Genomic DNA, 12500 nt, shown 5'->3' with positions numbered 1-12500 from the left:
AACTCCGGTTGAGTTGCGTTGTTCAGCGCTGGAAGGAGCGGCTGAAGGGGCCTTCAGGCGCTTCCTTGCCCATCACGTGGGTCTTGCGGACTTCGGTCCAGTACATCCAGATCAGCGAGACCCAGACCACGCCGTACATCAGCATGAAAGCGCTGGAACGCACGCCGGTGAGGTCCATCAGGGCGCCAAACATGATGGGCAGCACGAAGCCGCCCAGTCCGCCGGCCAGGCCGACGATGCCGCTGATGGCGCCGATGTTCTGGCCATAGTCGTCGCTGATGTACTTGAAGACGCTGGCCTTGCCGAAGGCCCAGGCGATGCCGAGGATGAACATCAGGCCGGTGAAGGCATAGACATTCAAGCCGATGTGGAAGGTCTTGGCGCCGTTAACCGTCATCACGGTGAAGTCGGTCTGCGGGTAGGACAGCAGGAACAGGCAGATCCAGCTCACCCACATCACCCACCAGGTGACGCTGTGTGCGCCGTACTTGTCGCTCATCCAGCCGCCGATCGCGCGCAGCACGCCGCCGGGCAGCGAGAAGCAAGCCGCCAGCAGCGCGGCCACGCGAATGTCCAGGCCGTACTCGCCGACGTAGTACTGCACCATCCACAGGCTAAGCGCCACATAGCCGCCGAACACGATGCTGTAGTACTGGCAGTACTTCAGCACCTTGGGGTCCTTCAACGCCTGCAGCTGGCTCATGAAGCTCGCATTGCTGACCACCAGATGCTTGTCATCCGAGTGGCTGAAGAACCAGAACAGGATGGCAGTGCCCAGCAGCACTGCGGCATAGACATGCGGCACCATGGTCCAACCGAAAGCCACCACCAGCCCGGGGGCGACGAACTTGTTGACCGCCGCACCCGAGTTGCCGGCGCCGAACACACCCATCGCGAAGCCCTGGCGACTCTTCGGGAACCAGCGCGCCACATAAGGTGTGCCCACCGAGAAGCTGCCGCCGGCCAGGCCAACGAACAGGCCGATCACCAGAAAGTGCCAGTAGGCGGTGGCGTAGCTCATCATCCAGATCGGAATGACGCAGGCCAGCATCAGCGCGAAGAACACGATGCGGCCGCCGTACTTGTCGGTCCAGATGCCCAGTGGCACGCGGATCAGCGAGCCGGTCAGCACCGGCGTGGCGGTGAGCAGGCCGAACTCGGTGGCATTGAGGCCCAGCTGCTTCTTGATCGGGATGCCGATCACGCCGAACATCATCCACACCATGAAGCACACAGTGAAGGCCAGGGTGCTGACGATCAGCACCGAGAGGGCCTTGCCGGAACTCGAGCCGTTTGTCGTTGTTGGGTTGTTGGCGCTCATGAACGCACTCCGTTGTTGATGCGTTTACTTTAGGAAGTTAGCCGCCCGCGCAACATCCTCTTCTGGACCTGCAGGCCGCGCGGCAAAAGAACTAGCTCGCCACAGCTTGACTAGTACCAAAGAACTATTCAGGCGTTTGATGCGCAGGAGTTTGTTGCAGATCAAATCCACACAGGACTCCGCGATGTTCGACTGCGGCCTTCTGCATGCGCCATCAGCGCGCATTCCGTAACACCTATTGGGGTGCCCACATGACCGCTCAAGCCTTCGAATTGCCACGCAGTGCTGCTCGAGCCGCGCCACTTACGCTGTTGACGTCGCCGCCAGCGCCGCCGCCGGAGTGGATGGTGCGCGGGGAGCCGACGCCGGCCCCGGCACCGCCCATCAATGCGTATCGCGGAAGCGTGCGCGAGGCCATCGCGTCAGCATGCCGACCCTATGCGCTCAGCGACTGGTCGGTGGCCGAGATGGCAGCCTTGGGGCAGGGACATCGCTACCGGGCGCGAAGTCAGGTGCTGTCCGCCGGCGGCTTGCCGGCGAGCAGCCTTTGGTTGCTGGTGCGCGGGCGTATCAGCCTGGGCAAGCGAGACGCTGGCGGCCGTTGGTGGCAGAGTCAGGGCCTGAGCGCGGGCGAATGGATCGACGTGTCAAGCGCCTGGATGGGAGAAAGCCATCCAGAGACCGCGCTCGCATTGACCCCCGTGAGGGTGCATGAGTTTCCAGTCGAGGAGGTGGTGGGGCACTGCCTCAACGATGCAGCGCTGGTGCGCGTGCTGCTGGCTTGCGTGGCGGCCCAGGCGCGTGGCGCAACCTTGCAGAAGCAGGCGCTGCTGACCAAGGACACACGTGCGCGCCTGGCTGCCTGGCTGTTGGACTGTTGCCAGGCTCAGGGTTGCGACCACGGCCAGCAGTTCCTGCTGCGACAGCAAAAGAAGGATCTCGCCTCGCAGCTGGGCATCACGCCGGAAACACTTTCCCGCTGCTTGCGCCAGCTGCAGGAGCAAGGGCTGCTCGAGATGGACGGCTACCGGATGTGCCTCACAAACGTTGGCGAGATGCGCGAGCTCGCCGAGCGCGAGCCGCCTCGCTATATGCGCTGAGGAGCAGAGGCGCCGCCAGTGCCTTGATCGGGTCTCGCGTCGGTAGCGCGTTTTTTTTTGGCGCTCAGCGCAAGCGTTCACGGGTCAATTGCGGATGAGATCCAGACGCACCGCTACGGAGCAACAAGTGGGGGCAGTGCGCCGCACACCTTTCGATTGGGTCAGCCCGACCCAGCAGCTGATCGGGAGTTGGCAGTGGCCGGCCTATGCGCTTGCAAGCGCAGGGCATGGGCCAGCTCCGGCGACCGGACTTCGCTTAGCAGCTGGCGGAAGGGTGGCTCGTTTGCCTCGTCTGGGAATTCCGAAACCCGCCTGGAAGTCAGCCCATGCCCTGCTCGTTGCCCCAGACGGCGGCCTGCACGCGTGAGCTCAGATTGAGCTTGCGCAGGATGTGCTGCACATGAATCTTTACCGTGGGCTCGGCGATGCCCAGAATGCGGGCGATCTCCTTGTTGCTGGCGCCGCGCGTCAGCTGCTTGAGGATGTCAATCTCGCGGGGTGACAGCTGCGGGGCGTCCTTGTCTGGCTCCGGCTCCGGCTCCGGCTTGGCCGGGCTGGCCGCGCCGCCGGCATTGCGCAGCGCGTTCAGCAGCTTGTGGCTCATCTCCGGGCTGACCACCGACTCGCCGCGCATCGTGCGTATCAGCGCCGCGGCCAGGTCCTCGCCGTCGATGGTCTTCAGCAGATAGCCCTGGGCGCCATTGCGCAGCGCCGCGCTGAGGTCTTCCTCGTTCTCGCTGACGGTCAGCATCAGCACCCGCGACGCCGGCACCACCTGGCGCAGCGCCGGCAGCAGCGCCACGCCGGTGACGCCGGGCATGTGGTTGTCCAGCAGGATCAGATCGGGCTGCAGCGCCTCGGCGATACGCAGCGCATCGCTGCCATCGGCTGCCTCGCCCACCACCTTGACGCCGTCCTCCTGTCCCAGCAAGGAAATCAGGCCGCGGCGAAACAGCGTGTGGTCATCGACGACCAGGATGGTGATGAGCTCTTTCATGAGTACTGGGCACTTTGCAATGTCGGTTCTGTGGCCTGCAGTGAACTCAGCAGGGGTAGCGTCAGGCTGACAAGGGTACCGCCCTCCGGCGCGCGGCTGACCTGCAGTTGGGCACCAATGCGCTGGGCACGCTCCTGCATGATCTGCAGGCCCACATGGGTCTGCCCGCTGCCGACATCGGCAGGCTCGATGCCGCGCCCGTTATCGCGCACTTCGAAGCGCCAGCGCGGCAGCTGATCAACGCTGACGCTGACATGGTCGGCCTCGGCATGTTTGCGGACATTGGACAAGGCCTCCTGGATGATGTGCAGCACCTGCACCTGATGATCGGGCGGCAGGGGCAGGCCATCGCCCTGCAAGCGCAGATGGGTGCTCAAGCCGCTCTGACGCTCGAACTTGGCCAGCGTGCTGCGCAGCGCATGCTCGATGTCTTCATGCCCCGGCCGGGTGCGGAAGTGCACCAGCAACTCGCGCACGTTGGTGTAGCACTCCTTCACGCCCGCATCGATCTCGTCGAGGCTGCGCGCCACTTCCTCGGGCCGCTGCCGGGCCAAGGCGCCGCGCAGCAGCTGCACCTGGATCTTCAGGAAGGCCAGCACCTGGGCGATCGAATCGTGCAGCTCCTGCGCCAGCAGATTGCGCTCTTCGGACACCGCCATCTCGCGGTCGCGCGCGGCGAGCCGCACGTTGTCGACCTGGATAGCGAACTGGCCCACCAGCGCATCCAGAAGCAGGCGCTCAGCCTCGACCAGGCTGCGCTCGCTGTAGAAGAACAGTTCCACCTCGCCGAGCAAGCGGCTACCGGTCCGCATCGGCACCGAAATGATGCTTTGGTAGCCTGCCGCTTCGCAGTGCCTCAGCTTCGGGGTTTCAAGGCTGCGGATGGTGATGACCCGGGCGCCAGGCGCGCCGGGTGTGGCGTTGCCGCAGGCGCAGTCGCCCTTGCGCAGGCAGCGCTCGGCGTCGATCATGGATTGGGGCATGCGGTTCTGGCCCATCAGCAGCCAACGCTCCTCGTCCTGCGCGGCCAGGCGCACGGCGCTGGCGTCGGCCCGTGCGATGCGCGCCACCTTGGCCGCAAAGGAGTGCGACATCGATTCGAGGCTGGCATCCGCCTGCCCCGCCATCAGTGCCACGTCAAACAGCGCTTCCAGCCGCTCGTTCTGCTGGGCCAAATGGGCAGTCTTGTCCCGCACCTTGCCTTCGAGGTTCTGATGGGCCTCGTCCAAGGCAACCGCCATCTGGTTGAAGCCTTCGGCCAGGCTGCTGAACTCGACCACCGAACTGGTTTCGTCGACCCGCACCCCAAGCTTGCCGGCTGCCATCTGCAGCAGGCCATCGCGCAGGCGCTGCAGCGGCTGGACGATCCAGACATAGGTGCCCGAGACAAACACCACCGAGGCCGCCACCACCAGCACTACCAGGCTGAAACACAAGCCTCCCAGGATGGCAGTGCGTGCGGCGATGGTGCGTTCGATGGCGCCCACCAGCTGATCGATGGTGGCCACGAAGCTGTCGACCTGGGGCCGCAGTCCAGGTCCCGGAGCCTGCAGCGCAGCACGCAATGTGGGCCAATTCTGCTCCACATCGAGCAGCCGCTCGCTGCATTCCTCGGTGTCTGGCACGAACAGGGGCCGCTGCGAATCGCCGACGCGCAAGCGATGCACCATCGCGTCGAACTCCTGCAAATCGCGCTGCAAGGCGGCGGGCGTGGCATCAGCGTGCGACAGCACCATGCGATAGCTCAGCATGCGCATGCGCCCGGCCTCGTTGATCGCGCCAGCGCCGCCCTCCAGCTGCCATGACACCCATAGCGTGAAGGCGATCGAGGCCAGGGCAACCACGAGGAAGCCGGTCTGTATCAAGGCCAGCTTCCCTACGAGGCTGCGGAGGTGGTAGTAGCTCATAGTTCAATCTTATTCTCACGAAGGGGGCGGGCGGCTTGGTAGCAACGTGCCTCGACTCATGCTGGCTATCCAATACGCGCGCAGATTTGCGCCCGACAAGCGCTTGCTGCGTTGATGTCACGCAGTTAGCTCCGGAAAACGCTGCACGATTTGGTCGGCGCGATACCTGCATACCGTGCCTCACACCGCGTCGGACATAGCTTCACTAGCAAACAACGACGGTTCAGGCGATGTGACTGCGGCGTACGCCCGCCACCGCAAAGCGCCATTCAGCCTAACTCATCGGCGCGGCGGGGCACGTGCGCACATGCACGCCGCACGCAGCCGCAGCCGCAGCCGCAGTCTGAACCTCTAACTTCGCAGCGCATTTGGCACAGCTCGGCGAAGGCAAGCTGGCGCAAGCTTGGACGGGGCTGTCGCGGAGCTCCTCAGGTTTTCCAGCAAGACGACGGGGCCTTGAGGGGGATTGCAAACCAGGGGCCTCGAGCAAGACGCGGCATCGCTTCTATGGCGCATCCCTGTGGCGTTTGCTTGGGCCGATGAGCTCCTTGGCCTTCGTCCCTCCGGCCAGCGCGGCAAGCAAGTCAGCCCAGGCCTGTAGCGCGGACAGTCGTTCGAAGTAGTAGTCATGGCGATCGTAGATGCCTTCCACGCCCTTCAGCTTGTGGCTCAGGGCGCGTTCTGCGACGAACCAATCGATGCCAAGCCTCGCCAATTTTGTTCTCGACGGATCCGTTCTGCATGGGTCTCCCAGGCTGAATCAGGATGTGCCGCACGCTATGGGCTTGGGCCCAGGCAATGAAGGCCCGGCAGGTGAGCTCCGGCCCGTTGTCGGTCCTCACCGCCGCCGGGTATCTTTTGCGCTGGTACGGCAGGGAGGGAGCAGCTCACTCGCACGACTCGACTCAGTCGCGCTGGAATTCGGGCAAATTTCGCATCCTGCCCATTGCTGCCCACAGACGTTCGGCAGTAGCGAAGTTGGCAGAAAGATGAAGCTGCGAGATCACCGCGAAGTAGTCATTGCGCCGCAGCGCGCGCGGCAGCACGACTGAAGACTGGACTTCGGGGTCGGCGAGCGCCACCTCCAGTTCTTCCTGCAGACCCAGGACCAGATCGACGCGATTTCCTACCAGCTTGCGCAGCAACTGCTTGGGAGTGTGGGCGGTATCGTCTACCTGGACCGACAGATGGCGGAGGGCATTGGTCGCCAGAAGTTGTCCAGCGCGGGTACCGACGACCAGCGCTTTGCCGGCTGGTGCCCCGGTCAATTGTTTGCCATCCCAGTCCAGTTGGCTGTCCGAGCGTCGCACCCAAATCAGGTTGATGTGGGCGACGGCTTGGTCTGGGTCAGGGATGCCAGCCTTCATGGGAAAGCGCCATTCGGCCAGATTCTCAGGCGTAGGGCCGCCCAATGTCATGTCTGAGTCGCCTGAACTGAGGGACGCACGGCAGCGCTTGTTCGGATAGCGCTGCAACATGACGTTCATCCCGATTGAGCGGCCAGCCTCGACAAGCAGGCGCTCCGCGCGGCCGAGGTGCTTGGGGTCATTGAGTACATAGGGGGGGACAGGTTGATCGCCCACACAGACCCGCCAGACCCGTGGCACGTCGGCTTGAGAAAAAGCAGTCTGGCAGAGGGCCATGAGGCTGGCACATATAGCTGCGTCGCGAAGTGTGGTCACGGCGCGCGTTTGAGGGGTCGGTTCAGTCCTGGGCAAGGTCTCACTCCTCGGGAACGCATGCAAGTCGCTCAAGACTTTCGCCACCCGAGTTGTCGCTCAGTTTGACGGTGCGGTCCTGCCCACTTTGTTGGACAACAGGCGCAACGCGCGGCAGGGTCAGGCAAAAACACGCGCCTCCGCCCACGGCTGTTTGCAGTTCAACCCGACCCGCCAATATGGTCGTCGTCACGGTGTACACAATGTTGAGGCCGAGGCCGTTGCCGCCCTGACCCAGCTTGGTGGTGAAGAAGGGATCGAAGGCACGTTTGGCCACGTGCTCTTGCATGCCTATGCCGTCATCCTCAAAGCGGATTTCGACTTGGTCCAACCCTATGAGCGTTGCGCTCAGCTTCATGGTGCCGGCGGAGCGGCCCTCGAAGCCGTGCAGCAGGGAGTTGTTGATGAAGTTGATGATGATGCGCGACAGCGGACCGGGGTAGCTGTCCATTTCCAAGTCGTCAGGAATGTCGAGTACCAATTGATAGGGGAGCACCTTCAACCTTGGCCTCATCGCCGTCAGGACCTCTTGCGCCAGTGACATCAAGGCGAACTTGCGGCGTTGGTCCGAGGTCTGGTCCATGGCCAACTGCTTGAAGTTGTTGATCAGCTCCACGGTGCGCTGCAGATTCGCCACCAGCATCGTCAGGCCGTCGACGTTCAGATTGAGATAGTCCTTCAGAGCAGCACGCGTCAGATTGCCAGGAGATTCTTGTGCAAACGCCAGCGAGCGATCCTTCAGCGTACTGGCAACCAGAACCGCATTGCCGACGGGCGTTCCCAGCTCATGTGACACGCCCGCCACCAAGGCGCCCAGACTGGCCAGCTTTTCGCTTTGCACCAGATCGTCGCGGGCCCGCTCGAGATTCACCAGCGTCTCAAGAAGCTTGGTGTTGGCCTGGTTGAGCTCCTTGGTACGGTCCTGAACCCGCTGTTCTAGCGTTGCGTTCAACTCCCGGATGGCGTGCTCGCTTCGTGCGATATAGCGTGCAGCCAGGGCGACCAGCGAAGTTACCGCCAGGAAGAAGATGATTCCCAGTCCAAGTAGGCGGGCAAACGTGGCGCGTATCGACGCCAGGGCTTCATCGGAGTCTCGCAGCGCCACCATGCTGAGACCTTCCGACGCGCCAAGGTGCAGGTGGCGGAAGGCCATCAGCATCTCGCGACCATCGCCAATAGGGATCACCTTGAAACCTTCGGAGCCTGGGTCCACATGGTTTACGACCTTCTCGAGCGCAGCAGCTCCGGATCCTGACGCTGGGCTGCCCAGCACCCTGCGATCCGGCCCTACAAACATCAGCGCTCCGCCATGGCCTTGGGTCCGCTCTGTTGCCCCTCCCTCGTCCGTGAGATGTGCCCGCAAGCTGATCCCGGCAACGACGACCGCCAGAACCTCCCCGTCCGGAAGCCCATCGGCATCGCGGCCTTGCACTTGATTGCTGACCACCAACACCGGCTCACCGGCCTGTTGGATCAGGTACACGAACTCGGTCAGACCGGGCTGCAGCGCATCCTTGTGGATGGCTTCGTGAGACTGAACGAGGGCTGAGCCTGTCAAGATGGCGGCGTCCGATGCGGCGAGCACCTTGCCTTGTCGATCCAGCACGTAGAGGTAGTCATACGCACCGGGATTGACCTCCTGAATCATGCCCAGTCGCCGCTGAAGCGCCGCACGATGTGCAGAGCGGCTGCGATCGTCGTGCTCATTTGCGGCGCCCGCGTGTCTCGAAAAGGCTTCGTCACGAACGACGAGCTGCAGTTCACGCCGACGCTCGACAAACCACTTCTCAAACGCATCCCGGGACTTGTCGACAAGGTTCTCAAGCGATGCCACGGCCCGGCGGTGTTCGGCCGACTGAATCCCGTCAATGTTCAGTGGCGGAATGCCATACATCCACAACACGACAAACGTGACCGCCGCGGCCAGCGAGATCACGCCGAAGTAGATGTGCAGGCGAAGGCGAATCTGCATATGTCGCTGCCCGTCAACGGGCATAGTCAAAGCGGAACAGGCTGAAGCGCTTCGGGTCAGCCTGCACCTGCGTCAGGCCCTGGTAGGCAAATGCTTCACGCAAGGGCTTGTCGTCGCGATCCGACGCGATCCGCCCGATATCCTTCAGGAAGGCGAATTCGCGCGACAGGGGCGGAGCACCATCGACCAGCGGCGGCGTCGCCGGCGCACCAGGCACATCGAGCAGATCCTTGCGAGCAATTTCCATGGCCCGCTCCGCCGTAATGGCTGACTTGGCGCCCGTGAAAGCTTGGCCGTCCTGCAGAACCCAGCTGGCTGCGTGTTCAAGATTGGACTTCGACCTGCGCATCCAATTGATGGCGCGGACATAGGCTGCGATCAGGGATTGCGCAACTGCGGGCGAACTCGTGGTCAGTGAGCGCCGCAGCACCACCCAGTCGGTGCTCATGCCCTTGAAGATGGCACGATTCCTGGGATTGCGCGCCAGCGCAATCGACGGCGTCGGCTCCCAAGCGGAGAATGCATCGACCGCACCGCTTTCCAGCGCGTCCGGCATCTGCGCGGGATCCAGCGCGACCAACTCCACGTCACGCTCGCTGAGTTTCGCCGAGCGAAGACCATGCATCAGCACCAGATGGGAAGACGAGCCGGGTGAGTAACCCAGCTTGTGGCCACGCAACTCTTCCAGCCGAGCGTAGTCGCGCGAGATGACCGAAGAAAAATTGCGCTTGCCCAGACCGCCGATGGCGATGGGCATCCTGACGGCCAGGTTCACCGTCGGCATGTCACCGACAAAGGCCATGTCGAAGGCACTTTCGCTGGCGACCTGAACAATGTCATTGCCTTTGCGGAAAGCAAACACCTGCAGCTTCAACTGCGCCTTGTCGAGTTCACCGCCGAGTATCCGGTCGCGCTGCATGACCGAGCTGATGAAGGCCAGCGGATAGGCCATCGGTTGGACAGCCAAGCGGATGACACCGGGTTGCGGGCGCAAGTCGTAGCGCTCGTAGTACTCCTCCGCTCCCGCGGTGGTCAGGGCAAAAGACAGCATCAAGAGCAGAAGCGCCTTCAGCACCTTGGTCCAATGCTGCGGTTCAGTGGTGTCATTCATGAGTGTTCCTCGGGAAAGACTGCTCAGCGATCTCTGTGAGGCGTGAAGTTAGCATCTTCATTTCGCGTCCGCCAGACCTTGGGCCCGCCGGGTACTGGCTGAAGCAGGCAGCCGCTGTAGGTGATGTCTGTGCATTCAGCCTCTTGATGTGTCGGACGCCAACGGCTAAGCCGGCCGGCCTCTTTTGTTGAAGTACATGGCACTGTCGGCCTTCCTGAGCAGCATGTCAGCATCATCTGCGTCGCCCTGGAACAGAACCGTACCTAGACTGGCGGAACCCTTGTGGTGGATGTCGCCAAGCACATAGTCCTGATTCAATGCGGCCTGGACCTTGGCCTCTATCCGGGCTGCCTGCTGCCGAGCCAGCGCCGGGTCAGCGGCCAGACCTTCAAACAGCGCCACAAATTCGTCGCCACCGAGCCGAGCCACGGTGTCGCTGTCCCGTACCAATTGGCGAAGGCGCTTGGCCACTTCCACCAGCAACAGGTCGCCCACGTCGTGGCCGTGTGTATCGTTGAGTTGCTTGAACTTGTTGAGGTCGATGAAGACCAGCGCACCGTGGCTGTTCTGTCGCTTGGTCATACGGACGGCATGTTCAAGGCGGTCCAGCAGGAGGCGCCGGTTGGGGATACGTGTCAGAGGATCCTGAAATGCCAGGTTGCGCAGGTCGCTTTCCAGGTTCTTGCGCTCGGTCAGGTCGACGAACTGCACCAGCACATGCCTTTTCCCATTCAGCATGGTCGGTAGTATGTGGCAATCCAGCCAGACTTCCTTGCCAAAGGTGGTGACAGTATTCAGCTCCAGTTGCTGGGGTTGACCGCTTTGCAATGCACGATGGCAGGTCGCCAGCAGTCCAGATGTTTTCCAGGAGGCGGTCGTCTCGAAGTTTTGCGCCAGCAAGGACTTGAGCGTCCCTCCGACCAGCGTGGCATAAGCCTCGTTGGCCCGCACGCATTGGCCGTCCTCGGCATACACCCCGATGGGCAAGGGAGACGCTCGCACAATGGTCTCGCTGAAGTCCATGGCTTCCGACAAATGCACGGTGCGCTCTCGGACCCGCAAGTCCAGCACGTCGCGCTCGACAGCCAATTGCTGGCGGGACTTCTTGCTGGTGCGCAGGGCATGTATCAGCGCCGCGATCAAGACGGACTCCAGGAGCATTGCCACCAGCACCCCGATGATTTGCCAGTGGTACCTTTGGGCTTCGGTGGACCAGCATGGCGAGCGCCTGAACAGCGCAGGCAAGTACGAGCTGTACATACGCAAGGACCAGTTCCCCAAGGTCGAGGCCTTCTGGTCGTTCACGATGTATCAGGACTTCAACCTGGTAGTCAACGAGATCAACCGCTGGGCCAAGCGCGTGCTCTGGCTCGGCCTGGGCTTAGGGCGTCAGAATGTGCGGCCCTTCTTCGAACTTTTGGGCCCTACCGGGCGTGCATCCATGCAGGCCGTGGCCATGAACATAAATGAGGGCTACGCACAGGAGGTGAGCGCGCAATGCCCGGCCGCCAAGATCGTCTATGACCTTTTCCACGTCATGGCCAAGTACGGCCGGCATGTGACTAACCGAGTTCGTGCCGACGAGGCCAACCAGCTTCACCATGACAACCCGGCCCGCGAGCTGGTCAAGACCTCTCGCGGGCTACGGGCTAGCAACCCCGAGAACATCACGCGGCCTGAAGACCAGGTCCAGCTACGAGAGCTGCTTGCCAACAACCGCGCCCTGTTCGTCGTCTAGGTGATGAAGGACGACCTCAAGGCGCTCTGGACCTACCGCCACAGCGGCCACGGCGAACGCTTCTGGAAGCAGTGGTACAGCCGTACCTTGCACAGCCACATTGCCCCACTCAAGACCTCTGCTCGCAACATCAAAGCTTACCTGCCGGGCATCCTGTCGCACTGCCGCTGGATTCTGGGCACCAAACTTGTCGAGGGCATCAACAACAAGATCACGGTCATCAAGCGCATGGCCTACGGCTACAGGGATGACGCCTTCTTCTTCCTCAAGATGCGAGCTGCCTTCCCCGGAGATCGGCTATAAACCGTGAATTTCCCTGATCGCCCCCCACTGCCAAGCGGTGGGGGGGCTGCCGAGTAGATACCGCTAACCCCTTGGAAGTGCCCTTGTGTGATACCGTCAGCGCTTGGGCCCGAGCCTTGTCTGATACCGTCGTCGCCCGAAGGGGCGGCCGCAGTTTTCTCTCAATTTGGGCTTCACAGTGATGTCTTGCAAAGATGATCGTGCAATCCCTTTGCAGGCACCTCGATGGCGAGACCGAATCTTGGAACCAAGGCGCTCGGGCTTGACGGCACGCGCGACGGTACGCCGAGTCGTTCTCGACACCTGGACCCGCGCCAAGCCTAGGCGGGGCTG

The 12500-nt window shown here is 62.6% G+C and carries 8 protein-coding genes and 2 pseudogenes; 2 read left to right on the top strand and 8 right to left on the bottom strand.

The window, feature by feature from the left end; genetic code table 11:
- Window positions 1-22: 22 nt before the first annotated feature.
- The gene (locus ABT392_RS10680) at window positions 23-1321 is read right to left on the bottom strand and encodes an MFS transporter (RefSeq protein WP_334275828.1); all 1299 of its coding nucleotides are present in this window, start codon (window positions 1319-1321) and stop codon (window positions 23-25) included.
- Window positions 1322-1572: 251 nt separating this feature from the next.
- Here ABT392_RS10680 and ABT392_RS10675 point away from each other — a divergent pair, with 251 nt between their 5' ends.
- Entirely contained in the window at window positions 1573-2421 is an 849-nt protein-coding gene (locus tag ABT392_RS10675; protein ID WP_334275827.1) for a Crp/Fnr family transcriptional regulator, read from the top strand.
- A 319-nt stretch (window positions 2422-2740) separates the two neighbouring features.
- Here the strand turns inward: ABT392_RS10675 and ABT392_RS10670 are convergent, their stop codons facing one another.
- The 7 genes and pseudogenes from ABT392_RS10670 to ABT392_RS10640 form a co-directional block, all read right to left on the bottom strand.
- Complete coding sequence (locus ABT392_RS10670; RefSeq protein WP_334275826.1) at window positions 2741-3418, bottom strand: response regulator; 678 nt, start codon at window positions 3416-3418, stop codon at window positions 2741-2743.
- Window positions 3415-5325 carry a type IV pili methyl-accepting chemotaxis transducer N-terminal domain-containing protein gene (locus tag ABT392_RS10665; RefSeq protein ID WP_395385784.1) on the bottom strand — a complete coding sequence of 637 codons (1911 nt, stop codon included), beginning with the start codon at window positions 5323-5325 and terminating at the stop codon, window positions 3415-3417. The genes ABT392_RS10670 and ABT392_RS10665 overlap by 4 nt, the downstream gene beginning before the upstream one ends.
- A gap of 707 nt (window positions 5326-6032) precedes the next feature.
- Window positions 6033-6179, bottom strand: a pseudogene (locus ABT392_RS10660) (IS3 family transposase); the annotation flags it as partial.
- A gap of 51 nt (window positions 6180-6230) precedes the next feature.
- Window positions 6231-7007 (bottom strand): hypothetical protein, encoded by a 777-nt coding sequence (locus tag ABT392_RS10655; protein ID WP_464970972.1) that lies wholly within the window; start codon window positions 7005-7007, stop codon window positions 6231-6233.
- A 40-nt stretch (window positions 7008-7047) separates the two neighbouring features.
- Window positions 7048-9015, bottom strand: coding sequence for a sensor histidine kinase (locus tag ABT392_RS10650; protein WP_395385787.1), 1968 nt, complete (start codon window positions 9013-9015; stop codon window positions 7048-7050).
- A 13-nt stretch (window positions 9016-9028) separates the two neighbouring features.
- Window positions 9029-10126, bottom strand: a complete 1098-nt coding sequence (locus ABT392_RS10645; protein WP_395385788.1) for an ABC transporter substrate-binding protein — start codon at window positions 10124-10126, stop codon at window positions 9029-9031.
- A 165-nt stretch (window positions 10127-10291) separates the two neighbouring features.
- A complete protein-coding gene (locus ABT392_RS10640) occupies window positions 10292-11269 on the bottom strand; it encodes a diguanylate cyclase domain-containing protein (RefSeq protein WP_334275821.1) in 978 nt (325 codons plus the stop codon).
- A gap of 34 nt (window positions 11270-11303) precedes the next feature.
- Between ABT392_RS10640 and ABT392_RS10635 the strand changes: the two are divergent.
- A pseudogene (locus ABT392_RS10635) lies at window positions 11304-12167 on the top strand (ISL3 family transposase).
- Window positions 12168-12500: the final 333 nt, after the last annotated feature.

This window comes from Paucibacter sp. JuS9 (genome assembly GCF_044043925.2).
In the GTDB taxonomy this organism is placed as follows: Bacteria; Pseudomonadota; Gammaproteobacteria; order Burkholderiales; family Burkholderiaceae_C; genus JAUASW01.
Note: the sequence above shows the minus strand (reverse complement) of the source record. Positions and strands in the feature narration are given on the sequence as shown.